A 25,517-nucleotide genomic window follows, 5' to 3' on the forward strand; every position below is an offset into this window, starting at 1 on the left:
TCAGGTGATTTTCAAGCGGCGAACGGTTGCGACGGAGGAGGTCGAGAATGCGATAGTTCTTACTCATGGGTTTAACCGTTTTCCCCTCAGTCTTTTGATTGCGAAAGACCTTCATTCAGCATCGAGCCGCCGTCAAATATAACCTATATATCGAGACCATCTGGTTTTGCGATGTCCCTATCGTGGCGATCATCCTCGCTTCGCCCTTGCCGGGACACCGGTAATTTCCTTCGGTCAGACGGCGCGCAGAAGGGGAGGCTTAGGCGCTTTGAAAACTGAGGCAGACAAGCTGCGATCCTATGGAGCAGCCCGGGCGACAAGTTATGCCGAACGTCGAGCATCGGTCGCAGAAGGGATTGAACAACCGGGCGGAGAATGCCCATATGCCGCTGCGAAAACGGGTGCGGATGATACAAGGCTTCCGATCACCAGGAGCACTTCAACGCTTTCGTTTCGACTCTTCTCGGCTCTTCGCAATCTCTTCGTCCCGCCCCGCTCAAGACGCTCCGCTCTCGCTACACACCGCCTGCAGGCCATGTCGGAATGGAAAGCCGTGGCCGTGGTCAGCTGACAATGCGATCCTGGACCGAATCGTTCACAACTTCACCGCATAACCCTTGAGGGCGATAGCATGCGAAAGCAGAAAACAGGGACGCTCTTGACGGGCGACCCGCGCGGATTGATTTCGGTTATTTCGCGATCTGGTGTGGCGTCACGCCCCAAAGTGAATGCTCCACCGCCTATAGGGCGGTGGCTTCGGGGTACGGCTAAAAGCCGGATCAGTCCGCCTTTGGCGGACTCACTTCACCTCAAAGCCGTCGTCGGGCTCCGGCGGCATCTGGTTCTGGATGTACTCGATCCAGACCTTGTCGGTAATATGGCCGCTGCTCGCAACCCAGTAGCCCCGCGCCCACAGATGCTGGCCCCCGGTAGCGCTTACGCAGCAGCCCGAACTCGCTGAGTAGCTTGTGCAAACTCTTCAAATACTGCAACGCCCGGGCAACCGACAAACTCGGCGGGATCGCCACCAACATATGCACATGGTCGCGATTGATCGCCCGGCATGTATCTTCATCTCATGGGCGTGTGCCGATTCCCGCAGCAGGTCACGGCATCGGTTGCCAATATCACCGCCCAGCACCTCGTATCGGTACTTGGTCGTCCAAACCAAGTGATACTTGCAGTCCCAAACCGTATAGCCGCCGCGCTTGTACGATTCCATCCAGCAAGCTTACACTACCAAATCGGATCCCAGTGCCGCCTAAAGGCGGGGCTTTCCTAATCCCCTATCGAAGATTGTAAACGCCCCGCGCTTCGAGGCGTTCTTCCGCAGCCACCACCAGTACAGACGCAGCCCGGCTCATCGGTCAGCAATGACACGCGGCCTGCGCCCACGCCGTGGCAGCAATAATTCGCCCAACCCCACGAGCCGGCAATCACCATCTAAGTCCAAGATGGTTGTGATATCAATTTTCTATTTGCCAGTTCGGAGCCCGCACGCAAGTCTGAGATGCAGAAAAGTATGAGAGCATCGCGGGGAGGCATCTGGCTGCCCCCATGAGCAATGCCGCTAAGCTCAACGGGCGAAAATGATCAACATTCCTGCACGTCAATTTGTCGGAATGAGCGCCAGCGAACTCATTGGCGTACACGGATCGCAAGAGCCGGGCTTCGTCGTTGGGAGCAGTTCTGATGGCCTCCCCCTCGCGGGCGGTTGCCACAGAACCAAATAAAGGCGAGCGCCTCAGGTAAATTGTGGGGGCGTGTCGTCGAGGTCAAGGGCAATAAGTCACGGTCGGCGTTTCGAATCTTTTGGCGTGGTCTATCTGTGCGGCATCGCCAAAGGGGGGATATCTCATCGCGATTCCCAGCAGCCGCGGCTGGAACAGGTCTGTCTAGCACTTCGCCTGGATCGGCTACTGATTAACCACGCATAGTTCGCTATGTCGTGTCCCACGAAGAACCAATTGCAAGGCCGACATGCTTCCTGATCCACGTAACCCCCGAGATCCAGGTAACCCGGGCGCACCGCTCATCCCGCTAGTGTGGGACGATTGGCCTTGGAGCCAATGGACAGTACAGCACGTCAGCGAGATGACGCCGACGACCCCGATATGGACTGGTCCAGGCCCCGTGCGGCCACTGCCCGCATCGCTTCAGCGGCTTGGAGATATTGTGGTCAATTTCCAAGACGGCAAGCAATCGGTGAACGACTTCCTCGAGCGCAGTTTTACAGACGGCTTCCTGGTGCTGCATCGGGGCCGGATTGTCTTTGAGCGCTACATGAACGGCCTTGTCCCGCACAGGCAGCATATTTTGTATTCCGCGACAAAATCATTCACGGGGACGCTCGCCGGAATTTTGGCCGACAAAGGCCTGCTGGATGTTACAAAACCGATCACGCATTATCTGCCGGAACTCGCTGCGACTGCCTACCGAGGTGCGACGGTGCAACAGGTCCTCGACATGGCAAGTGGTGTTTATTATGATGAGGAGTGGCATGAAGGCTCCCACATGCAGAAAGCCCTCTACGCCGCGTGGTACCACCAGCGGGTGTCGGGCTGGCCGCGCACCATTTGGGAGCTGATCCTCACGCTTGACAAAGCGGAGCGGCCACACGGGAGCCTGTACAATTATCGCTCGATCGAAACCGACGTGCTGAGCTTCGTCCTGGAGCGCGCGTCCGGGATGTCGCAGGCTGACCTGATGAGCCAGCAGATTTGGGCCCCAATGGGGGCCGAGGAGGACGCCTATTGCGTCGTCGACGACGCCGGCTTCGCGGACTTCGCCGGCGGCTTGTGCGTGACGATGCGCGATCTCGGGCGATTTGGGCTGTTGCTGATAGAGGGAGGCGCCAGAGACGGGCGCCAAATCGTTCCCCACAGCTGGATAAACGAAATATTGGAAGGTAGAGGCGCCCCTCTGGGTGGCAGTCAATTGTGGGGAGGGGCAGTCCGTTCCTATCACAATTTCTGGCGCACCGATCGTGACCACCGTGCTCTATGGGCGAGCGGCTTTGGCGGACAGTTGATGTATGTGGAACCGGATGCGGAATTTGTGGCCGTGAAGCTGTCCCACAATTGGCCTAAGGGCCATTGGCCGCGCGGCGGTCACGCGCTTAGCACGCGAGCGGCAATGCTTGCGATCCGCGACGCGCTGATTTGAGCAAACGTTAAGTCCGCATGCACTGAAGGGGGCCCGGTTCCGGACCCGTTTGCCTGAATGCACCGAATCATGGCCGGCGCAACGCCAGTCGCTCTGCAGGCATCATTAAGGTATGTCGTAAAGACTCGCGGGGCGGAATTTTACGAGTTGGAGGAATGCGATCTACGCGCCGCGCTGGCTAGATGTTTAGTCCCGGCATTTGCTGGAGCGGATTTAGCCTGAAGCGTTCGGGTTGAGTGGCCCACGCCTTGCAGATGTACTCGTAGGGTGTGAGGCCCTTGAGGGTCTTGAGCCTGCGGGCGAAGTTATACGCCGCGACGAAATCGGAGAGATGGCTGCGAAGCTGGCCGTGGCTCTCGTAGTAAAAGCGCTTGACGGTGGCGTCCTTGATGGTGCGGTTCATCCTTTCGACCTGACCGTTGGTCCACGGGTGCCTGGCCTTGGTGGTCCGGTGTTCGATGTCGTTTGTGGCGCAGGCATATTCGAAAGCATGCGCCCGGAAGCGCTCGCCATTTGCGATGGCCTCCTTGATGAGGGGAACGGCCGACCCTCCTGCACCAGGCGTGGTGAACTGGATGCCATTGTCGGTGAGCACGGTATGGATCTTGTAGGGGACGGCAGCGATCAGGCGCAGCAGGAAGTCTCTGGAGACGGCGGTGGTGGCCTTCTCGTGCAGCTCGACGAAGGCGAACTTCGAGGTGCGGTCGATAGCGACGAACATATGCAGCTTGCCCTGTTCGGTTCGCACCTCGGCAACGTCGATGTGGAAGTAGCCGATCGGGTAGCTCCTGAACTTCCTCTTCGCCGGCCTGTCGCCCTCGACATCGGGCAGACGGCCAATGCCATGGCGTTGCAGGCAGCGGTGCAATGAAGATCGCGTCAGGTGCGGAATCGTCGGCTGCAACGCATAGAGGCAATCGTCGAGCGGCAGTAGCGTGTAGCGCGTAAGCAACGAGCTGCGGCGAAAGCCGATGACGTTTGAAACTGATCTGATGTCTGCATCTACCAAAATTGGGGTATCTTGCCAGCAAGCGCCACGTAGTATCCTACGCATAAGCATGACTCATGAATGTAAGGAAAAGAGCAACGCCACAGAACGTCATGACTGTTACCTCCTTATAGTCCGTTTGAAATTCAGGGCTGAACGTTTCTCCGGGTGAGATGCCGCCCTTAGCGAAAAGGATCATGGCGTGAGACACGTCGATGCACTTAATCGGAGTCGCGCGCGAGGCGGCGCCATCTTGTCATCCCGACAGCCCGCGGCGGGGCAAGACTTCGAAGCCCATCCGGTCGTCGGATTCTGCGGATGATCTATACACCGAAATCCCGATAGGCTTCTCATCCATGAGCTTCAGCCGGTCGTAGGCGCCGTCGGCGAACAGATGCTTCACCCAGGGCCAGTGCCCGGCATCTCCTCGTCGTCGGCGCCACGGCGGTCATGTCCGCATGCTCGACGGAGCGGGCCGGCTGGTTGTCGGACCTCATTGCAAGCCGGATTGATGCGGCGACAGCGAATGGTGAAAGACGGAACCGGGATGGCGCGAGCCGTCGGACAGGCTGCAGTGCTTTCTATCGCCGGGCTGGCTGCTTGCGGCTTTGTGCGGCGGGACAAGGGTCAGGGGTGCCGGCGCATGGCGAACGGATACCGTAACGGGTGATGTGGACACCCGGTACGATCATGAGGTGTCGTTCCAAAAGGGGCTCGGCGGCGCCTGCCCGCACCGCCAGATGGCGAGCGTGATCATTGGCTCTCCGCTGCAGGGGCAGCGATGCGTCACCACAAGGCGCTCGTCGGCGAAAGCGGCGCTTTCGGCATCCGGTTCGAGATTGTTCTGCTGCGATCTGGCCAGCAGCCTGCGGCACATCGGGCTGGGCGGCGCGATTGCCGTTGGCGAGGGAGCCGTAGTGGCGTATGCGATGGAAACCGTCGGGTAGCGTGTGCAGGAGAAAGCGACGGATGAACTCGTGCGTATCGAGCGTCATCACCTTGGTCTTGCCGCGATGGCGATTGGCCCGCCAGCGGAACGCGACCGATCGTGGGTCGTGTCTGATCAGTCGGGAATTGGCATGGGCGACGCGATGGGTGTAGCGGCCGAGATAGGCCAGCACCTGCTTCGGCCCGCCGACGGGCGGCTTGGCGTACACGACCCGGCGACGAGCCTCGGCGAGCAAGCAGACGAAACCCGACGTGACCAGGCGACGCCCACCTTCTGGGACAAGGTGGTGATCGCCCATGGTGCGCCGCTGGTTGGATGGCGCTGTGGAGTGCGACAGGATGGCCAACGCTTTCGCCGTACTATTCAATCTGCGTTGTCTACTGTCGTCAACGACCCCTTCTCTTTCGATCCCGGCTATTTGAGGACGCCAACGGTCGAGACCCGACGAGGGCCTTATCCACACCCGCGAAATCATTCAAAATTTCAAGGTCACTCAATGGATAGGAGCAACAAGCGAGGACATAGCCGGCCGCCCTGTCCCCCCGGCTAATTCCGCCTTGGTCGCGCATATCGACGTGGCCGCTGATGAGACGGACTCGACAGGTGCCGCAAGAACCTTCGCCACAGCCGGTTGGAATACGCACCCCACTTGCGGCGGCGGCGGCAACGATCGACTGCCCTGGGTTGGCAGGAAAACTCTTGCCCTGAAAAGCGATCATCAAATCTTCGCCGGACGGAACCGGCGCTGATGCAGGCTCTAACCTCTCGTGCACGTGCGGTGCTGGGCACCACGCTCCTTTGTCGATCGGCCGGGGACCAGACAGATTGACTTGGGAGAGTGCTTCCAAAGGGCGAACAGCCGGATGCATGGCAATTTGTCGCCGACGCGAGTCGGCGCCGTGCTCTACACCGCCAAAGGTCTCTGTGACGAACGCGTCTTCTGCGCCGCCTTCTGCAAGATAGATCGCTCGCGTCGCCTTCATCACAGGTTCGGGGCCGCAGCAGAAAGCGACGCGCCTTACCATGTCGGGCACGATTGCGTACAGCATCGGTCGAGTGATCCGGCCCGACAAACCCGTCCACTTTTTATCCGGCCGAGACAAACAGAGATGAACAGAGAGGTTGGGCATGGCAACTGCCATGGCACCGATCTCTTCGCCGAAAAGCTCATCAGCGCGTGAGCGCGCCAGCTGCACCAATGCGATATCGAGCGTGTCTGCACGCACCCGAAGCCAGCGCAGCATCGACATTATCGGCGTCATACCGCTGCCCGCGCCCACCAGCAACAGTGGCGCTTTTGGGGCATGCACAAGACTGAAGCGTCCAAATGGGCCACGTCCAGCGAGCGTATCGCCGATACGCAGATTTTTGTGCATCCAGAGCGTCGCTTGCGCCTGCGCGCCGGTCTTGATGGTCAATTCAATGCGATTGCCGCCCGTGCCGCCCGACGCGATTGTGAAGCTGCGCCGGCATGGATCGCTTCCTGAAGGCAGAGTAATTGACAGGGACTGGCCCGGATGGTGACGGAATATCTGCCCATCTTGGCGGATAACTTCAAAGACGTACGTTGTCACGTTAGCCGTTTCGACACGCCGATCAACAAGCACGAGACGCAGTTCGTCCGGTTCGAAAACGGGTACGCTGGGCTTCGGAAAGGCCCGCGGCGCAGGGCTCGCGTGTTGCGCCATAGATCGTTACTCCGCCGCCATCAGACAGTGCTGCGGCCCGTCGAACTGGTTAGATAACTGTTGGCGGTACCAGTCGATGAAGTTCAGCACCATGAACTCGGCCACCTCGGAATAGCGACCGGGCTCGTAGCCAGCGGCCTTTATGCCTTTGTGATTCTCTTCGGCGAGCACGCGATCCTGGTCGTTGGTGACCCGCCATACTTCTGAAAGGTGCTGGGGCTCGTAATCCCACCCTTCCACCGCGTCTTCGTGCACCAGCCATAGCGTCCGCACCTCGGTGCGATCGGGCCCGAGCGGTAGAACGCGGAAAACAATGATGTGATCGGACAGGAAATGGTTCCAGTTGTTTGGAACATGGAACATGCGCACCGACCCAAGATCGGGATATGTCAGTTCGCCTAGCAGCTTGCGGCAGGCAAGTTTACCATCCATAGTCATAGAAATGGCTCCCTTGCGGAAGGGCAGACGGATGCAGCGAAACTCGAGGCCGCCGTCGACCGGCGCATGGGGCAGATCGAGCGCATCCCAGTCGCGCGCCTTCTGTTGCATGATCTCGAACTCTTCGCCGAAGCGCGCGTCGTCCGGCAATGCCATTTCGACTAGGGAAACCAGCAGTTCGGGATGCGCACCGCCGCAATGATAGCATTCGCGGTTATTTTCGATTACGAGCTTCCAGTTCGCTTCCTCTACGATCACCAACTCGTAGGCGATCTTGGTGCGGCGCGGCTCATGCGGCGCGATGTAGGGCGAGACGGCTTTCCTGAAGGGTTCGAAGTTTGGCGCCTCGTCGGCCAAGCAAATATAGATAAGCCCTTCCAGCGTCTTGACGTGGACGGACTTGAGGGGAAATTTGGACGGATCGAAATCTTCGCTCATATAGCGTGTCGCAAGCAGCTTGCCGTCCAGATCGTAAGTCCACTGGTGATAGGGGCAAACCAGGCGTGCTTTGTTGCCGCGATGCTCGCTGCACAGGCGTGAGCCGCGATGACGGCAGGAATTGTGGAAGGCACGCAATTCGCCCTCTTGATCCCTGAGGACGATGACGGGTGTGGTGTCGATCTGCACAGTGACGAAATCCCCCGGATCGGGGAGTTCGCATTCGGGCGCGACGAACAGCCACTCCTTGAAAAAAACCGCCTCGATATCCGCCCGGTAAATATCAGGATCGCTGTAGAAATCCTGCGGCAACGAATAGCCGTCAGCACAGCGCGCCAGCGCATCGCGGGTCTTCTGTTCATGGCCGGCGGCCTGTGGATTGCTCATCGGACTACCTCGCAGCACAAAGACATCCGTTTAGTCGCCGGTTTTGAGACGCAGCGGTGTCCGAAAAACGTCAGCCGATCGCAACTTCGCGTAGGATGGATGGCTCGAGGTGATAAGCCTCGGCGTTTCTGATCGGTGGTAAAAACACACCCCTGAACCTATGGGTGAGTGGGCGTCGTGGCCCGATCCCCGGTCGGCGAGGATGCGCTATATCTGGTTGCCGGTTGTCTTTTCCAAACGGCGGGATGACCATTTCGAACTTTTGGCCGCCATAAGGGTTGCGGGCAACGCCTGTGCGTGCTGGCCGCCCTTCTACGGCTCGACGAACTGGCAGGCGGCATTGCCTTGCCCTCGGATGCAGCCGACCGCGCGCGTGGAGCAGATCTTGCGGCCGCATTGGCTCTGACGTTCTCTAGAACCGCCGATCCCTGGTAGAGCGGCCAGCAGAACATCGCTTCGAGTTCCTCTTCGCCGGCGATCTGGCGGGCGATGTCGCGAACAACGCCGCCGAAATAGGCCTTCGGCTTGCGCTGCGCCATGTTGGCCCGTTTGAAATGCTTGGCGCGCCCGTAGCGCTGGTGCTTGATCAGCGCCAAGTTGCCGATCCGCACGTAGCCGGCCCTCTGCAACTCCGTTACGTGACCGGCTATGATAACCCGGAGTGATCGCCGCCGGCGCCGACTAACGGCTGACCCGCCGTAGACGCAGGCAATTTCGCGAGAAGTGCCCGCGACCCATCGGTTACGGTTCTCCATCACGTGCAGAGGCACCGACCGACTGCCAAGTGCGCTGGCCGTCGAAGCCGTGAAGGCCGGAAACAGCGTCTACTTCTGCACGCTGCCGGAACACCTGCGATCAGAAGCGGCCATCACCCCACCGGCACTCAACGCACCATCACGACCGCGCGGCCGGCCGCCGAAAATCGGCATCCCTCCGGGAAAGCGACGAGCGCTTTTGCACCAGCGCGCGCGAACATCCCACGTACCAACATTTCCCTGCGGCCTTCCAAGGCGAGCACTGTGGCCATGATGTGGGCACCAAGGCTGATTCCAAGCAGCGGTACATTCTGCTTGAGACATTGCTCGCCCCATGCCTTCTCATACCTGAGAAACGGGTGCTGGTGGTCGTCCGAAACGTCAAATCTGCCGCCAAAGATGACGCTGCCAACTACGGAAGCGTCGACTTTGCCCGAGCTGTTCACCCAGAAATGGTCGGACTGTCTGGGGTAAGACACAGCGTGAGTGGAAGAATTCCATGACGCGGTCATCCTCAGGGCTATCGTCGTGCCGAATCAATACAACACGAGCCACAGCCGTCTCCCGTTCAATTTCGCGATTCCAGCTAACTGGCGGTCCGGCGTTCGAGCGCGACTGACTGGTAGGACATATGCAGTCGCGATGCTCTCGCGGTTCTGTAGATTGGAACGGCACATTCCGGTGGACGGAGGATCGTAAGGGAATGAATTTTCTTATCCCCTCGCCTGTCCTCAACCCGAACGGTCAATCTCCTCATGCTACAGCGCGTTGCAGGCTGGCTTGCGGAGGGGCGACGATCAGGTCGAGCAACTGATCGATGGACGGCTGCTTTCTCAGACCTTTTACTGCCTGGATTATCGCCTCGGCACGGGCGAGACTGCAGAAATCGCCTGCAATTGTGTAGAACTTGCGCTCGGTTTCGGTGTCCGATAGGGGGCGCTCCGCGTCGCCACGCGCAGTCAACGTCTCACTTTCCAGCACCCGGCCGTCCGTCATCCTGAAGCGCGCGCGGGCCAGGCGCTCGGCCGGGAACCGAGCGTCGATCTCCTTCGCCTCCACAAGGCGGATGCGGTCGCTAACCGACAGCACCGTGGGATCCTGCAAGGCATCCCCAATGATTGTGAAAGGCGGGAGATCACCATTGACTACAGCCACCGCCACCGGGAACGGTAGGCTGTATTGCGCCTCCTCTGTGGACTTGGGTCGGAATTGATCAAGGCGGATCGCGTTGTGAAACGTCTCGATTTCAATCGTCTCGATGTCTTCTAGCGAAAAGCTGTGCGCTCGGCGCACCGCCAGCGCGGCTTCGATTGCTGGCTGTGCCCAGCGGCAGACTGGGTGCGGCTTGAAATACAGCTCCAAAATGCGCCAATGAGTACCGAGGTCGCTCCAAAGATCAGCCACAGCTTCGTCCTCAACGACGAGCGCTGGTGCGCCGGTGAAACCGTCTTCGGCGAGATAGGCCGCGCTCAGCCCAGCCATCGCGCCCCAGCCAGATCCGTCCTTCACCATTGTCGGGAAATCGATGCAGCGCATCATTTGGCTGCGTGGGCCGTGATATTCAGCGATGCCGACAGCCTCGCGCATGCGGGCAACATCGAGCCCAAGGTGCCGTCCGGCGACGGCCGCTACGCCCAGCGCATTCCATGCACCCGACGTGTGATAGTCGGGCGCAATACGATGCTGCGCAATGCCGGCGCGGATGGCAACCTCGTATCCGATAACGAGACTGGTTAGGAACTCCTCTCCTGTCGTCGTTCGCCCGATCGTTTCAACCAGGCCTAGCCGGCCCGGCAAGATAGCGCGCCCAGCGTGGCCCTTAGTTAACACATGCCCGTCGTGTGAATCGAAACTGTCGATGGTGAACCCGCCACCTAAAGCGGCACCGAGCGAACCGGTCGAACGGCCGTCAAAGAGGAGGCGCGCTGCTGGCAATCCACTTGCAGCGAAGTGCCGGACAGCATGGTTATTTATGATTCGCGACAGGTTCGTCTGCGAACCGGCTGCAGCTGTGCCGATCAGGTCGATCAAGCATCGCTCGGCCATGCGTTTTACTGCTGTAGGCAGACTGTCATACACGGTCTCTGAAACAAATTCGTGGAAGCGATTACCTGTCATCCGATCAGCTTTCGTTGCTTTGCTGACCGTACTATCCTCTAAGATCGGGCGCCGTGCTTGACATTTTTCGCCCATTGCTTTTCGTTTATCGACGTCGTGAAAGCTCCGTTCGATCCTTACGCCTCACAGCCCCTTACGGTGGCTGACGGTCCTGTCTACCGCACTGGGGTGGTGCTAACACCGGGCTTCTCGATGATGTCTTTATCTTCGATCGTCGAGCCGCTGCGTGGCGCCAACCGGATCGAAGGGCGAGACAATTTTCATTGGTGCTTCCTGAGTCCACACGGCACGACGATCAGGTCCAGCAGTGGACTGGAGGTGGAAGCACGTACTGCCGCGTCCGGAAATTACACTCGACATGATCGTCGTGTGCGGAGGACAGGACGACGAGAATTACAGCGATAGACGCATTCTCCATTTTTTGAGAAGCGCCAAGAGACACGATGCGCTTGTCGGCGGGGTCAGTACTGGCTCATTCCTACTTGCAAAGGCTGGCCTTTTAGGTGGCTGCCGTTGCACGACGCATTGGGACTACATCGACTCTTTCAGAGAGCGTTTTCCGGATCTCGATATCTGTAGCGACGTGTTTGCCATGGAACGTGGTGTCTTCACGTGCGGTGGTGGCATCGCTGCAATGGATGTCATGCTGGAGATCATCCGCCAGAAGCGCGATCTTGACTTTGCCAATAGCGTGGCTGAAAACTTCGTCTACGGAGGAGCGCGTCGTCACGACTCTAGCCAACGGATGTCATTATGCATGAGGCTGGGCGTTTCGCACCCGACCCTGCTTAAAGCAGTTTCTCTGATGGAAATGAACAGCGAAGTTCCTCTTCGACTGCCCGTCGTCGCAAAGCGGCTCAACGTCTCCCAACGGCAGTTAGAGCGCCTCTTCGAAGCTCACCTTCAATGCACGCCCGCACAATATTATCTCCGGCTTCGATTGAGTAAGGCTGAAAGCTTGCTGAGGCACTCGGCACTGGCCGTTTACGACATCGCTGTCGCTTGCGGATTTGGCTCCGCTACAAATTTCTCACGTGCTTATAGATTGCGCTTCGGATGCGCGCCAAGTGCGGCCAGGTATCGTGTAGCGAAGGATGGCCGCTTGTGACCCTGCCGATATGATGGGTTTCCTGTCCTTCGTTTTGACGATCCATTTGTCGACTCATCGTTTTACAAATCCAGCGCCGAGTTCATCCGATTTCAAGCCGGAAAGCCTCACCAACGTGCCGGGCTGCGCAACCTCGACCAGATACACCGGTCCGGCTTTCATCGTGCACTACGCGCGAAACACGGGGTCGCGATTCCACGGTCATTGACATTCAGCTGCCGGTTTTTTTGCGCGGACTGCCGTTTATCCGACATTCTGCGCACATAGCCGGATGCTTATGTCAAACGTAGACAGGCGAAAGCAGCCGGCTGACAAACTGGAGATGATCATGGCGTTCCCCACGGCGGCCCCGTACCTCGTTATCGGCGCCGGTATTCACGGCCTTTCTACGGCCTACCACCTTGCACAGGCGCTCAAGCGCACCCGGAGGGGAAGTGGAAGCGACATCCTAGTCATCGACAAAAGCGGCATCGCCGCCGGCGCATCCGGTATTGCCTGCGGCGTCGTTCGCAACAACTATTTCCAGCCCGCCATGCGCCAGTTGATGGCCCACTCGGTTAGTGTCTGGGAAAGCGATGCGAAGGCTTACCAATACAACGCCGTCGGCTACATGCAGATCAGCTCGGAATCGATGCAGGATGACGTGCGTTCAATCTACGAGCAGCAGAAGGCGATCGGTTATGAATCGGTCTTCGTTGAAGGCGCGAAAGAGTCCGATGCCTATATGAAGGGCCTGTTCTCTGACTGGCAGGCGAAGAATATCACCTCGGTGCTGCACGAGAAGAAGGGTGGCTACGCTCACAACGCCGCCGCCATCTATGCACTGGCGAAGAAGGCGGAGAACGAAGGGGTGCGGATCCTCGGCGGCGTCACCGTCAAAGGCATGACCTTCACCAATGGAGCCAGTTCGGCCGTGACCGGCGTCGAGACCGATCGCGGACATATCGCCTGCGACTATCTTGTAGTCGGCGCTGGCCCCTGGGTTCGCGATTTCTGGAACATGGCCGAATTGCCCGACACTGTGACCATCAAGAGCAAGGATGGCGAGCTGCATGACGGCATTCCAATGTGGCGCTTCTGGCAACTCGAGGAAGGCGTGCTCGGCGTCGCACCGGAAGCGTTCAAAACCAACAGCGGCAAGATGCCGCCGGTCATGCATGTCGATACCGACGCCCCACTGTATTCCGCCGTCGATGGCAGCATCATCACTGACAGCATGTGGGGCATCTATTACAAGCCCGATTTCAATTTCGGCGGCATCCAGGGTGGTGCGATGCCCTATAAGGTGGACACTCCAGTCGATGAGGTCCAGATCGATCCTTACGGCCCAGCCTCGCCGGAATTCGTTTCGAGCCCTGAATTCGCGCATATGTGGGTGTCGGCGCTTGCCCACTGCCACAAGCGTTTTGAAGGCACGATGCCTCAATATCACAACGAGCCTTCGGGAGGCATCGGTTGCTTCACGCCTGACAGCTTCCCGGTTTTCGAAGCGTTCCGCGAAAACGTCTACATCATCGCAGACTCCAACCACGGCTACAAGATGATCGGTGTCGGCGCTCTAGTCGCGGAAGAGGTGATCGGAAACGAATCCTCGCTACTAAAGCCGTTCCGTCTCGGCCGCTACGCGGCGGGCGAACTGCACCCTGTCTCGAACAGCCCCTATCCCTGGAGCTGACCCATACTCAGTCTAAGCCGAATATTTGAAAGCCAGGACTTGTGCCCGGCTTTCTTCAACGGGCGCCCTTTCCACCCGGCCCCACAGTCGGCATGCACAGGGAAGAACTCCGCGCTTCTCTGTGTTATCAGGTCATCTGAACCTCGAGCGGGAAGATGATGCCGGTCACCGGTAAGGGCACGGAAAATTGTCCTCAGCACGTCGAGTTCATGTTGCTCGACGGCTTCTCCCTAATGTCCGTGAGCAGTGCCATCGAGCCGTTACGGGCAGCGAACCGCTTGCTCAGCTTTGAGGCCTATCGCTGGACTTTCTCGTCGGAAGACGGCGCGGCGGCCAATGCGTCGAATGGCATTTCTGTTAATGTCTATAACCGCTTGGGCAATTCGAAACAGGCCGACTATCTCTTTGTCTGCGCCGGCATCACACTTGTCGCAAAAGATCAGACGCGTCTCAACGTCATTTTGAACCGGCGCTCACGCGAAGGATGCCGGATGGGGGCGCTGTCCATGGGAGCCATCTTTCTTGCTCGAGCCAATTTGCTGAACAATGCGCGGTGCACGCTGCACTGGGAGGGGCAGCCCGCTTTTCGCGAAGAGTTTCCCTATATTCAGCTCAGCAACGAGCTCTACGTCATCGACAAGAACCGTTACACCTGCGCGGGCGGAACGGCTGGGCTCGATTTGATGCTTCACATCATCGCCGAGGACCACGGCGATCTCCTCGCCCGCTCCATAGCCAATCAGTTTCAAGTTGATCGGATTCGAACCGGAAGCGTCGAACAGCGCTCGGGCAGCTCGGTGCGCCTGGACACACTGCCGCCGCAGCTCGGCCAAGCCGCGGGTCTCATGATGCAGAACTTCGAAAACCCGCTAAGCAGCACCGAGATCGCGCGACAGGTCGGGGTGAGCGTACGCAATCTCGAAAGGTTATTTCAGCGCCATACAGGTCACACTCCCGCACGGTACTACAAGACCCTGCGCCTGGAACAAGCGAGGGATCTTCTTCTCCATACCAGCCTGGCTAATGTGGATATCGCGATCGCGACAGGCTTCTGTACCAGCTCCCACTTCTCCGCCTGCTATAGGGAGCAGTTCGGTCATTCCCCGTCGAGTGAGCGTCAGCGTGATGCCGTCCACTTCGAAAAAGAAGGCCGCCGTGTCAAGTGGCCACAAAGCATCCGATGAGCGCGTTCAGAGGGTCCGGCAACAGCTTGAAGGCACGCCTCAAACCGGCTTGGCGCCCTCCGCGTTACTTGCCATTAACCAGGATGTTATGTTTTACAAGGTACGCACGCATTCGTGCCGAGCGTTGCGAGAAAATGCATTTTGGCATTCGCTGCGTTCTGACCGGGCTCACTGTAATCTGCGAGTTGGGGCAGCGGGGCTGTAGGGTCCGGGCTGCGAGGGTGTGGGGCGTGACCGTTTGGTCTTATTTCGGGCATTATAGAATCGGGGAACTTCGCCCATTGCAGATCGGCGACCCGTTCTGTGACATGCCGGCAAATGTCATCGTCGGCTCGTCCGATCGTGATGAAAGGTCGTACTTTAACGTTTTACGGTCGGACGCCTCTCTTGCGTTGGCGAAGTGCCATAATGCTGCCGGTAGGCGCGGGCGAAATGAGCATTGTTCGAAAAGCCGGTCGCCAAAGCCACCTCAGTGACCGAAAGCGTGGTCTGTCGCAGAAGATCGGCGGCTTTGGAAAGTCGCACTTTCCGGTAGAATTGCATGACGGACTGATCGAGATGCGTCTTGCACAGCCGTTCCAGCTGCCGCTCACCGATACCCGACAGTGTGGCGAGTTGAGGCAGACACATGGGATCGGCGATGTGATCTTCCATCAAGGCGATCGTGGCGATGAGTGCTGGATGGTGTACGCCATATTTCGACGTTGCATCCAGGCGCTGAGGGTCTTCAGCCGGGCGCAGACTGGTATGGATGAACCAGTCGCTCACTTCGCGCGCTAGGTTCGCGCCGTGATGGGCGGCAATCAAAGCGTGCATCATGTCTAAGGGCGCCGAGCCGCCCGCGCAGGTGAAACGGTCGCGGTCGATCACGAACAGCCGTCGCTCCATCAAGGCATCGGGGGCTCGGGCGCGAAGCGCATCATAATGCTTCCAGTGGATGGTGAAACGGCGCCTCTCTAAGAGTCCTGCTTTGTGCAGGATCGCGGCCCCACCCGAAATTCCGCCGAGTGCCACGCCCTGCACGGCGAGCCTCCGCAGAAAGCCTGACAGTCGTTCGGCATCTACGCTGAGCGGATCGCCCCCCGCAATCACGAACAAGATGTCGAGCTCCGACGCGGATTCATCGATCGGCGCGGTATCGAACCAGCTGCCGACCGAAGACCGAGCCTTGCCGCCTAAATCGGAAAACAGAAGCAATTCATATAGCGTTCGCCCGGTCAGCAGGTTGGCCGCGCGCAAGGGTTCGACGGCGGCGGCAGCCGACATCAATGCATAGCCGTCGCAAAGAAAGAAACCGAAGCGGCGGGGCTGGTGGGACGACCTCATGTCCTGAAAAGTACACTATGTGTCTGGTTTAGATAGGCATGATTTGAACGTTCATGCGATTCACGCGAACCAACGCAACGTTTGCCGAAAGTGTCCTTATGCGTTTCTCAGCGCTTCGTGTTATCAGGGAAACCCTCACCGGCCATAAGGGCTGGCGACCACTCTGGCGCGATCCGGAGCCGCAAGCCTCATATGATTATGTCGTCGTCGGCGGTGGCGGACACGGTCTGGCGACCGCCTATTATCTGGCGAACACGTTCAAGCAGACACGCATCGCCGTGCTCGAAAAAGGCTGGCTCGGCTCAGGCAATATCGGACGCAACACTACCATTATCCGCTCGAACTATCTGCTGCCCGGCAACGAGCCCTTTTACGAATTCTCGATGAAGCTCTGGGAAAATCTGGAACAGGAATTCAACTTCAACGCGATGGTCAGCCAGCGCGGCGTTGTCAACCTGTTCCACACCGATAGCCAGCGCGACGCCTATCGCCGGCGCGGCAATACCGCGATCCTGGCAGGTGCCGATGCCGAGCTTCTGGAACGCGACGCGCTGCGGGCGATGATCCCGTTCTTGAATTTCGACAATGCGCGCTTTCCGGTGAAAGGCGGCCTCCTGCAACGACGCGGCGGCACCGCCCGCCATGACGGCGTCGCCTGGGGCTATGCGCGAGGTGCCGACCGTGCGGGCGTCGATCTTCTCCAGAACTGCGAAGTCAAGGGCTTCCGCATCGAGAACGGCCAGGTGAAGGGCGTCGAGACCTCGCGCGGATATATTGGCGCGAAAAAGGTCGGCGTCGCCGTGGCGGGCTCCACGAGCCGAGTGATGGCGCAGGCGGGCATGGGGCAGCTGCCGATCGAAAGCCATGTGCTGCAGGCCTTCGTGTCCGAGGGCCTGAAACCGACCATTCCGGGCGTCATCACCTTCGGCGCGGGCCATTTCTATATCAGCCAGTCCGACAAGGGCGGCCTGGTCTTCGGCGGCGACATCGACGGCTACAATTCCTATGCCCAGCGCGGCAATCTGCCGACAATCGAGGATGTCGCGGAAGGCGGCATGGCGGTGATGCCGATGATCGGGCGCGCACGCCTCCTGCGCATGTGGGGCGGCATTATGGACATGTCGATGGACGGATCGCCGATCATCGACCGCACCCCGATCGACGGGCTCTACCTCAATTCCGGCTGGTGCTATGGCGGCTTCAAGGCGACCCCGGCATCGGGCTACGCCTTCGCCCAACTGCTTGCCACCGACCGCCCCCACGAAACGGCTGCCGCCTACCGGCTGGACCGGTTCGCGCGGGGGTATGTGATCGACGAAAAGGGCGCTGGCGCCCAGCCGAACTTGCATTGAGGCCATCCTTATGCTGATCCCCCATCCATTGCTCGGCCTGCGCGATACGCAGGAGTTCTCCTATCTCGGCGATGTTTCGCTGCTCGACCGCCCCGACGGCATGGCGGAGAACGCAGCGGATGCGTTCTTTCCTTATGTCTACCTGCGCGACAACCCGGCGGGCGTGCACCGCGAATTGTGGTTCCATGAACAGGGCGACCGGTCCTGGCTCGTGGTGACGCGCAACACGGTGACTCACGAGATCTTGGGGGCGGAACTCGCTCGCGAGGTCGCGCTTCGCAACCGGGCCCCGCGTGAAAACGGAGACGCAGCATGAGACTCTCGGGCGGCCTGATCGACCGCAGCCGCACGCTGCGTTTCACCTTCGACGGTAAGAGCTATGCCGGTCATCCCGGGGATACGCTCGCTTCGGCCTTGCTGGCCAACGATGTGCGGCTGATGGGCCGCTCCTTCAAATATCACCGTCCGCGCGGGCTAATCGCGGCGGGCTCCGAGGAGCCCAATGCGTTGGTCGAGCTGCGCAGCGGCGCGCGGCGCGAGCCCAACACGCGCGCCACGATGGCCGAGCTGTTCGACGGGCTCGAAGCGCGCAGCCAGAATCGCTGGCCCTCGCTCCGCTTCGACGGCATGGCGGTCAACGACCTTTTCGCCAATTTCCTCACGGCAGGCTTCTACTACAAGACCTTCATGTGGCCACGCGCCTTCTGGGAAAAGCTCTATGAACCGGCGATCCGCCGCGCGGCGGGTTTGGGTAGCCTGTCGCTGGAAGCCGATCCCGACCCTTACGACAAGGGCTTTCTGCACTGCGATCTGCTCGTGGTCGGCGCAGGGGCGGCAGGCCTTGCCGCGGCGCTGACGGCCGCGCGAGCCGGGGCCCAAGTCATTCTTGCCGATGAGGACTACCGCCTTGGCGGCCGCCTGCTGGCTGAGAGCCATCTTCTGGACGACCGGCCAGCCGCGGAATGGATTGCGACACTCGAAACCGAGTTCGCGAGCCTACCCAACCTGCGCGTTCTGCACCGCACCACGGTGTTCGGCGCGTTCGACCATGGCATTTACGGCGCGGTCGAGCGCGTTTCCGATCACCGCGCCGATCCCGGTATCCAGCCCCGCCAGACGCTTTGGCGCATCACGGCGAGGCGCACGGTGCTCGCGGCAGGCGCCATAGAGCGGCACATCCCATTCATGGACAATGACCGGCCTGGCATCATGCTGGGCGGCGCATTGCGCGCCTATGCCAATCGCTGGGCGGTCAGCCCGGCCCAGCGCGTCGTGATCTTCACCAACAATGATGACGGCCACCAGACGGCGCTCGACCTTCTCGCGCGCGATGTCGAGATTGCGGCGGTGGTGGATGCGCGCACCGACGCTCAGGCGAAAGGTCAGTATCGCGTGATCAGCGGTGCGGCGGTGAGTGGCTCAAAGGGACGGCTGGGCCTACAATCAATCGAAGTCACACGCTGTGGCAACACGGAATGGATCGCCTGTGGAGCGCTCGGCGTGTCGGGCGGCTGGAACCCGAACTTGCATCTCGCCTCGCACCAGCGCGGCCGTCCGGTCTGGAACGAGGCACAGCAGACATTCTTGCCACCTACTGATCTGCCCGGCGGAATGATCATCGCCGGTGCTGCGGCGGGCCGGGGCACGACGCATGCGGCGCTGGTTTCGGGCGCAGAAGCCGCTGCCCGTGCCCTGAATGAAATCGGGATCACCGCGAGCTTTCCTGAACCGCCTCGCGCGGAAGACGCCCCGGCAAATCTGGGCCCGCTCTGGCACGTGCCGGGCAAGCATCGGGCCTGGATCGATTTCCAGAACGATGTGACGGTCAAGGACGTCAAGCTTTCGCACCAGGAGAACATGCGCTCGGTCGAGCATCTCAAGCGCTGGACGACGCTCGGCATGGCAACCGACCAGGGCAAGACGGCCAATGTCACCGCCCTCGCCGTGATGGCCGAAATGACCGGAAAGGGCATCGCCGAAACCGGCACCACCATCTTCCGTCCGCCTTATACTCCCGTCTCAATCTCCGTTCTGGGCGGCGGCAATACGGGTGAGCATTTTCGTCCCCGTCGCCTGACGCCCAGCCACCAGTGGGCTGTATCCCAAGGTGCCGTCTTCGTGGAAGTTGGCCAGTGGATGCGCGCGCAATATTTTGTGCGGCCTGGCGAAACCCATTGGCGTCACTCGGTCGACCGCGAAGTTCTAGCAACGCGCAAGGGTGTCGGCATATGTGACGTGACCACACTCGGCAAGGTCGACGTGCAGGGCGCTGACGCCGCTGAATTCCTCGACCGTCTCTACTGCAATGCAATGAAGAGCCTGAAGACCGGCATGGTGCGCTATGGCCTGATGCTGCGCGAGGACGGGCAGGCTTGGGACGATGGCACCTGCGCACGTTTGGACGAAACCCATTATGTGGTGACCACTACCACCGCCAATGCCGGCACGGTTTACCGCCACATGGAGTTCGCGCGGCAATGCCTGTGGCCGGAACTCGACGTGCAACTGATCTCGACCACTGATGCCTGGGCGCAGTTTTCGGTAGCAGGCCCCCACGCGCGCAGGCTGCTCGAACGTGTGGTCGATGGGTTCGACCTCTCCAACGAGGCTTTCCCCTTCATGGCATGCGCAAATCTTTCGGTTTGCGGGGGCTTGCGCGCGCGGCTTTTCCGCATCTCTTTCTCAGGCGAACTTGCTTACGAGATCGCGGTGCCCGCGCGCTATGGCAACGCCTTGATGGCCCGTCTCGTCGAACTGGGACAGGATCTGGGCGCGACCGCTTATGGCACGGAGGCGCTCGGCGTGCTGCGCATCGAAAAAGGCCACGCCGCCGGCAACGAGCTGAACGGCCAGACCACCGCGCAGATGCTGGGGATGGGCCGCATGGTCTCGGCCAAGAAGGACTCCATCGGTGCGGTGATGTCGCGCCGCGAAGGCCTGCTTGCCGATAGGCGCGTGTTGGTAGGTCTCCAGCCCGTGGACCCGTCCGAGCCCGTCGTGGCGGGCTCGCACCTTTTCCCGGAAGGGAGTCGCCAAGAAACGGCAACCGATCAGGGCTGGATCACCTCGGCCTGCTTCTCGCCCCATGTGGGCTCTAGCATCGGCCTCGGCTTCCTCGCGGATGGAGCGACGCGCCAGGGCGAGGTGATCGTCGCGGCCAATCCGATTCAGAATCAAAGCATTCGCCTGCGCGTCGTTTCCGCCCACTTCGTTGATCCGGAAGGAGAGCGTCTGCGTGCCTGATCTTAAACCCATCACCGCGCTCGGCGGCGAGACGGCGCGCCGCCAGCACCATGGCGCTCTCGCACTCGAAGAGAACACCGAACTGGCGCTCGCCTCCCTAGCCCTGCGTCGCGGTGGAACACAACCGGCGCCCTTCGGCATAGACCTGCCCGGGCCTGGCGCCTGGTCCCAATCCGGAGAGATCGCCGCGTTTTGGACGGGCCAGGATCAGTGGATGGTCGAGGGGCAAAACCGGGGGGGTAACGACTTTGCGTCAGAGCTTGCCGCTCTGTGTCCAGGCTGCTCCGTTACGGAACAAACCGACGGCTTCGCAGTCTTCGAAATCCGCTCGTCAACTGGCGAAAGGCCGATTCTCCAGTTGATGGCGAAGCTTGTGAACATCGACGCGATCCGTTTCCAGCCCGGATCCGCGACACGTACCGGCCTGGAACATACGAGCGTGTTCGTGATCCGGCGCGCCGCGCATCACATCGCAATTCTGGGCATGCGCTCGGCTGCCGGGTCGATCTGGGCTGCGCTTGAAAGTCACATCCGGCGCATTGGAGACAGAGAACCATGAGCGCGCATCTGATCGACGGAAAAGCCATTGCTGCCCGCCTGCGCGAGAGGGTTGCCGCGTGTGTTGCCAGGCTGAAGGCAGAACAGGGCATCGTGCCGGGACTGGCAGTGGTGCTGGTGGGGAACGACCCTGCCAGCACCGTTTATGTCCGCAACAAGGGTATTCAAACCATTGCGGCCGGCATGGCGAGTTTCGAGCATAAACTGCCCGCTGAAACGACCCAGGCCGAACTGCTGGCGCTGATTGCCCAGCTGAATGCCGACCCGGCCGTTCACGGCATTCTCGTGCAGCTGCCGCTGCCTCTTCATATTGATGCCGATGCAGTCATTAACGCAATCAATCCCGCTAAGGATGTTGACGGTTTCCACGTCACAAATGTTGGACTGCTGGCAACCGGCCAACGTTCGATCGTCCCCTGCACCCCGCTCGGCTGCCTGATGCTTCTGCGCGAGCATTTCGGCAATCTGGTCGGCCGTAACGCCGTGGTGATTGGGCGTTCCAACATCGTTGGCAAGCCTGTGGTGCAGCTTCTGCTACGCGAAAGCTGCACCGTGACGATCGCACATAGCCGGACCGAACGCCTTCCCACGATCTGTCGGCGGGCCGATATTCTGATTGCCGCAGTGGGGCGGGCGGAGATGATCACGGGCGATTTCATCAAGCCTGGTGCGGTCGTGATCGACGTTGGCATCAATCAGATCGAGCGGGGAGGCCAAGTGCGACTCGTGGGTGATGTGGAGCGCGAGAGCGCCGCCGAGATCGCGGACGCTATGACGCCGGTGCCGGGTGGCGTTGGACCGATGACAATCGCGTGTCTCCTTGCGAACACCGTAACCGCCTGCTGCCGGCATTAGCGGGCTGGAAGATCCCGAAGGACTCGCCGCCTAACGGAATGCCAACGTTTTTCATGATCGCTCTCGCGTTTCCCCCGTCCGCGATGGCTGCCCAATTCTTATGGATGGATCCATGAGCAAGTATATTCTGACCGTGACATGCACCAGCCGGCGCGGCATCGTCGCCACCTTGGCGGGCTTTCTCGCTAAGAACGGCTGCAACATCAACGACAGCGCACAATACGACGATCCCGAAACCGATCGCTTCTTCATGCGGATGAGTTTTATCAGTGAGGAGGGGCGCGGCCTGCAAGAACTGCGGGAAGGCCTTGCCGAGGTAGCAATTGACTTCGACATGAGCTTCGACATTCACGACGCCCAAGCGAAAATGAAGGTCGTCCTGATGGTGTCGCGCTTCGGCCACTGCCTGAACGACCTCCTCTACCGCTGGCGCATCGGGGCCCTGCCCATCGACATCGTTGCGGTCATCTCCAACCACCTCGACTATCAGAAGGTGGTGGTCAATCACGACCTGCCTTTCCACCATGTGGCCGTCACTAGAGCCAACAAGCCACAGGCCGAAGCCCGCATCATGGAGATCGTAGAGGAGACGCGCGCCGATCTCGTCGTGCTCGCGCGCTACATGCAGGTCTTGTCAGATACGATGTGCCAAAAGATGTCGGGTCGCATCATCAACATCCACCACTCATTTCTGCCTTCGTTCAAAGGGGCTGCCCCCTACAAGCAGGCCTTCGAGCGCGGGGTAAAGCTGATCGGCGCCACCGCGCACTATGTAACGGCTGACCTGGATGAAGGTCCGATCATCGAACAGGATGTGGCGCGCATTACTCACGCGCAGAGCTCAGCCGACTACGTGTCGATCGGACGTGACGTTGAAGCGCAGGTACTGGCCCGCAGCATCCATGCGCATATCCAGCACCGCACTTTCCTCAACGGCGCCCGCACCGTGGTTTTCCCGCCATCACCTGGCGCACATGCTTCCGAGCGGATGGGATGAAGGGCTTAGGCCGTCGGCGAGTGCGAGGACCTGAAGAGAGTAAACAGCGGGACCAGCACGCGGCTGTAAGTCGGAAACTGCGAGATTTTCCGCGGTATTTGTTGGCGGCTGGCGGCATTCGATACCCGACCCACAGGGTCGTTCCGGTGTGCATTCCACGGCTCTTTGCCTGGTGCTCGACGTTCATACCGGTGTTGCAACGATGCTGAAAGCGCTCTTGAGGTTGTAGCCGATGGCGATGAGAGCGACCTGAACGGCGGCTTTGGCAAGGCCGTGCGATTGCATTCGCCTGTAGCTGCGCTTCCATGTGCCGAATACCGCGACCGCGAACCTAATGAATTGGCCGGCTTCAGGCATCGAGCCGTTCGAACGTTTCTGCTTAGTCACGTCCTCATCGTCGGCGCCCTCCAGCGCAGGGCACCAAGATTTATGCGGCCGGTTTCCAGACGGAACGCGGGGCGCTCAGAATCGTTCGTGGTTCCCGCGTCAACATGTTCTGGATTCGAACTCGCTAATGATCAGTTCACGAACTTGTTCATCAACGGTGTCTTCACGGCGCTTGACCCATCCGTCGAGCAGCGGATGAACCGCACGACGGAACTGTACAGCAACTTCACCGCGCATGTCGGAGATCGGACAGGTCCCAGAAACCTAGCCAATACATTCAGAAGAAAGGGTGAAACAAGTGAAACAAATTTGAAATCTGCCGATCGGCCCGGCTTCGCCGTCTTCCCTGAGGAACAACTATGCCATTTTATGTCCTGACCGCCGAATTCAAGCACGAGTCCAATACATTCAATCGCAATCTGACGGACTACGCCGAATTTTATGGCAAGTTTCTCTATTTCGGCCAGGAAGCCATCGCCAAGCGGTCCGACGCCAATACGGAATTAGCTGGATTCCTCGATTCCGCCGGAAAATACGGTTGGCAAGTCAACCATGTACTGAGCACGACGGCCGAGCCGTCGGGGATGGTCACCCGGGACGCTTTCGACCGCCTCGCTGGCCACATTGTCGAGGCGGCAAAAAGATGCAAGGACAATCTCTCAGGAGTCCTGCTTGGCCTGCACGGCGCGATGGTGACCGAATTCTGCGAGGACGGCAAGGGCGAATTGCTTGCGCGGCTGCGCGACGCGGTCGGCCACGACATCCCCATTGCGATCAAACTTGATCTTCACGCGAATGTCACGCCAAGGATGTGCGAACTCGCCGACATCATCGTGTCGTACAAGACCTATCCCCACGTCGATATGCGCGCTCGCGCACGCCAAGCCGGCGACATCCTGCAACGAACCATGCTTGGCGAAATCAAGCCCCAGACCATCCGGACCCATCGTCCAATGCTCGAAGAGGCGAGCACCGGCCGCACCGATATCGGCCCGATGATTGGGTGGGTGGCGCGCGCCGTTGAATATGAAGCGCATCCCGATGTGTTCGCCGTCAGCATCAACGCCGGCTTTGGCAACGCCGATATCGCCGATGTCGGTCCCACGGTGCTCGTCACCTGCCAGGGCAACGAGATCGAACATCGCGCCTTTGCCGAGCGTATCGCCGACGAGATGTGGGAGGGACGTCATCAGTCCAACAATACATACTATTCTATCGAGGATGCAGCGGCCATATACAAGGCGGATCGGGCAGGGAAAAAGCCTATCGTCGTGGCTGACTATGCCGACAATCCCGGGGGCGGCGGTTACGGCGACTCGACCGAATTGCTGCGCGCACTTCTTCAAGCGAAAGTGCAGAACGCCTGCTTTGGTCCGTTGCTAGACCCACAGGTCGCCCACGAACTCGCCGGCCGCAATGTCGGCGAGACGGTGACCGTCGAGGCTGGCGGCAAGACGGATGCCCGTTTCGGTGGAGGACCGCTGACACTGACTGGCACACTGATGCTGACCAGCGAGGGCGTCTTCACCGGCAATGGTCCGATGATTGCCGGCCTGCAGCTCAGTTTCGACAGGACGGCAGTGCTTCGCGTCGAGGACATCGACATACTTATCGTCAGTCGCGCTACGCAAATTTTGGATCTGCACAATTCGCCGCCTTCGGGATAAACCCGACGCAAAAGTCGGTCGTCGCTCTCAAGTCCATGCAGCAATTTCCGAGCCGCCTTCGAGCCGATCGCCGATAAGGTGATCGTTTGTGACAGCGGCGCGCTGTGCACGCTGCAGCTGGAAAAGCTTCCTTACCGCAATGTGCCGCGGCCGATCTTTCCTCTAGAGCGGGATGAAATTGTTGGGAGTCGTTGAGGATTCCCAAATCAGCGGGTTTATGATTCACCATTCATGCTGGG

The 25,517-nt window shown here is 59.9% G+C and carries 21 protein-coding genes and 4 pseudogenes; 12 read left to right on the forward strand and 13 right to left on the reverse strand.

What is annotated here, in order from left to right; translation table 11 throughout:
* Positions 1-283 precede the first annotated feature (283 nt).
* A pseudogene (locus CK221_RS28980) lies at positions 284-571 on the forward strand (DDE-type integrase/transposase/recombinase); the annotation flags it as partial.
* Positions 572-809: 238 nt separating this feature from the next.
* On the opposite strand, the gene CK221_RS31315 reads toward CK221_RS28980, so the two are convergent.
* Both CK221_RS31315 and CK221_RS31320 read right to left on the reverse strand, forming a co-directional pair.
* Positions 810-1,034, reverse strand: coding sequence for a hypothetical protein (locus tag CK221_RS31315; RefSeq protein WP_348628452.1), 225 nt, complete (start codon positions 1,032-1,034; stop codon positions 810-812).
* Positions 980-1,222, reverse strand: a complete 243-nt coding sequence (locus CK221_RS31320; RefSeq protein WP_348628453.1) for a transposase — start codon at positions 1,220-1,222, stop codon at positions 980-982. Before CK221_RS31320 ends, CK221_RS31315 begins: the two co-directional genes overlap by 55 nt.
* 953 nt (positions 1,223-2,175) lie before the next feature.
* On the opposite strand from CK221_RS31320, the gene CK221_RS28990 reads away from it, so the two are divergent.
* Positions 2,176-3,165 (forward strand): serine hydrolase, encoded by a 990-nt coding sequence (locus CK221_RS28990; protein ID WP_179295232.1) that lies wholly within the window; start codon positions 2,176-2,178, stop codon positions 3,163-3,165.
* A 178-nt stretch (positions 3,166-3,343) separates the two neighbouring features.
* Here the strand turns inward: CK221_RS28990 and CK221_RS28995 are convergent.
* The 8 genes and pseudogenes from CK221_RS28995 to CK221_RS29025 form a co-directional block, all read right to left on the reverse strand.
* Positions 3,344-4,108 (reverse strand): annotated as a pseudogene (locus tag CK221_RS28995) (IS481 family transposase); the annotation flags it as partial.
* A 269-nt stretch (positions 4,109-4,377) separates the two neighbouring features.
* Positions 4,378-4,565: pseudogene (locus tag CK221_RS30985) on the reverse strand (IS5/IS1182 family transposase); the annotation flags it as partial.
* Between the two features lie 472 nt (positions 4,566-5,037).
* Positions 5,038-5,334, reverse strand: a pseudogene (locus CK221_RS29000) (transposase); the annotation flags it as partial.
* Positions 5,335-5,488: 154 nt separating this feature from the next.
* A complete protein-coding gene (locus CK221_RS29005; protein ID WP_095780212.1) occupies positions 5,489-6,790 on the reverse strand; it encodes an iron-sulfur cluster-binding domain-containing protein in 1,302 nt (433 codons plus the stop codon).
* A 6-nt stretch (positions 6,791-6,796) separates the two neighbouring features.
* Positions 6,797-8,053: an aromatic ring-hydroxylating dioxygenase subunit alpha gene (locus tag CK221_RS29010; protein WP_095780213.1), complete on the reverse strand. Its 1,257-nt coding sequence runs from the start codon at positions 8,051-8,053 to the stop codon at positions 6,797-6,799.
* 158 nt (positions 8,054-8,211) lie between these two features.
* On the reverse strand, positions 8,212-8,649 hold the full coding sequence (locus CK221_RS30055) for a hypothetical protein (protein WP_143749118.1): 438 nt from the start codon (positions 8,647-8,649) through the stop codon (positions 8,212-8,214).
* Positions 8,650-8,936: 287 nt separating this feature from the next.
* Positions 8,937-9,254, reverse strand: a complete 318-nt coding sequence (locus CK221_RS29020; RefSeq protein ID WP_143749119.1) for a hypothetical protein — start codon at positions 9,252-9,254, stop codon at positions 8,937-8,939.
* A gap of 307 nt (positions 9,255-9,561) precedes the next feature.
* A complete protein-coding gene (locus tag CK221_RS29025; RefSeq protein ID WP_095780225.1) occupies positions 9,562-10,926 on the reverse strand; it encodes an MmgE/PrpD family protein in 1,365 nt (454 codons plus the stop codon).
* A gap of 358 nt (positions 10,927-11,284) precedes the next feature.
* Between CK221_RS29025 and CK221_RS29030 the strand changes: the two genes are divergently transcribed.
* From CK221_RS29030 to CK221_RS29040, 3 genes are all read left to right on the forward strand, one after another.
* Entirely contained in the window at positions 11,285-12,034 is a 750-nt protein-coding gene (locus tag CK221_RS29030; protein ID WP_095780216.1) for a GlxA family transcriptional regulator, read from the forward strand.
* A gap of 328 nt (positions 12,035-12,362) precedes the next feature.
* The gene (locus CK221_RS29035) at positions 12,363-13,709 is read left to right on the forward strand and encodes an FAD-binding oxidoreductase (RefSeq protein WP_095780226.1); all 1,347 of its coding nucleotides are present in this window, start codon (positions 12,363-12,365) and stop codon (positions 13,707-13,709) included.
* 155 nt (positions 13,710-13,864) lie between these two features.
* On the forward strand, positions 13,865-14,893 hold the full coding sequence (locus CK221_RS29040; RefSeq protein WP_095780217.1) for a GlxA family transcriptional regulator: 1,029 nt from the start codon (positions 13,865-13,867) through the stop codon (positions 14,891-14,893).
* A gap of 360 nt (positions 14,894-15,253) precedes the next feature.
* Here CK221_RS29040 and CK221_RS29045 read toward each other — a convergent pair whose 3' ends face one another.
* A complete protein-coding gene (locus tag CK221_RS29045) occupies positions 15,254-16,159 on the reverse strand; it encodes a GlxA family transcriptional regulator (RefSeq protein WP_245430777.1) in 906 nt (301 codons plus the stop codon).
* A gap of 158 nt (positions 16,160-16,317) precedes the next feature.
* Between CK221_RS29045 and CK221_RS29050 the strand changes: the two genes are divergently transcribed.
* The 6 genes from CK221_RS29050 to purU all read left to right on the forward strand — a co-directional run bounded on the left by CK221_RS29050 (position 16,318) and on the right by purU (position 23,224).
* Positions 16,318-17,571 (forward strand): sarcosine oxidase subunit beta family protein, encoded by a 1,254-nt coding sequence (locus CK221_RS29050; RefSeq protein WP_095780219.1) that lies wholly within the window; start codon positions 16,318-16,320, stop codon positions 17,569-17,571.
* 10 nt (positions 17,572-17,581) lie between these two features.
* Positions 17,582-17,887, forward strand: coding sequence for a sarcosine oxidase subunit delta (locus CK221_RS29055; RefSeq protein WP_095780220.1), 306 nt, complete (start codon positions 17,582-17,584; stop codon positions 17,885-17,887).
* Positions 17,884-20,814 carry a sarcosine oxidase subunit alpha family protein gene (locus CK221_RS29060; RefSeq protein WP_095780221.1) on the forward strand — a complete coding sequence of 977 codons (2,931 nt, stop codon included), beginning with the start codon at positions 17,884-17,886 and terminating at the stop codon, positions 20,812-20,814. The genes CK221_RS29055 and CK221_RS29060 overlap by 4 nt, the downstream gene beginning before the upstream one ends.
* Entirely contained in the window at positions 20,807-21,373 is a 567-nt protein-coding gene (locus CK221_RS29065; RefSeq protein ID WP_095780227.1) for a sarcosine oxidase subunit gamma, read from the forward strand. The genes CK221_RS29060 and CK221_RS29065 overlap by 8 nt, the downstream gene beginning before the upstream one ends.
* The gene (folD, locus tag CK221_RS29070; RefSeq protein WP_095780222.1) at positions 21,370-22,227 is read left to right on the forward strand and encodes a bifunctional methylenetetrahydrofolate dehydrogenase/methenyltetrahydrofolate cyclohydrolase FolD; all 858 of its coding nucleotides are present in this window, start codon (positions 21,370-21,372) and stop codon (positions 22,225-22,227) included. The genes CK221_RS29065 and folD overlap by 4 nt, the downstream gene beginning before the upstream one ends.
* A gap of 112 nt (positions 22,228-22,339) precedes the next feature.
* The gene (gene purU, locus CK221_RS29075) at positions 22,340-23,224 is read left to right on the forward strand and encodes a formyltetrahydrofolate deformylase (protein ID WP_095780223.1); all 885 of its coding nucleotides are present in this window, start codon (positions 22,340-22,342) and stop codon (positions 23,222-23,224) included.
* Between the two features lie 183 nt (positions 23,225-23,407).
* Here the strand turns inward: purU and CK221_RS30515 are convergent, their stop codons facing one another.
* Positions 23,408-23,581: a hypothetical protein gene (locus CK221_RS30515; protein ID WP_179295234.1), complete on the reverse strand. Its 174-nt coding sequence runs from the start codon at positions 23,579-23,581 to the stop codon at positions 23,408-23,410.
* A 129-nt stretch (positions 23,582-23,710) separates the two neighbouring features.
* Entirely contained in the window at positions 23,711-23,848 is a 138-nt protein-coding gene (locus CK221_RS30520) for a hypothetical protein (protein ID WP_179295235.1), read from the reverse strand.
* 122 nt (positions 23,849-23,970) lie between these two features.
* On the opposite strand from CK221_RS30520, the gene CK221_RS29085 reads away from it, so the two are divergent.
* Entirely contained in the window at positions 23,971-25,278 is a 1,308-nt protein-coding gene (locus tag CK221_RS29085) for a M81 family metallopeptidase (protein ID WP_245430778.1), read from the forward strand.
* Positions 25,279-25,517: the final 239 nt, after the last annotated feature.

The organism is Mesorhizobium sp. WSM3868, assembly GCF_002294785.1.
Lineage (GTDB): Bacteria > Pseudomonadota > Alphaproteobacteria > Rhizobiales > Rhizobiaceae > Mesorhizobium.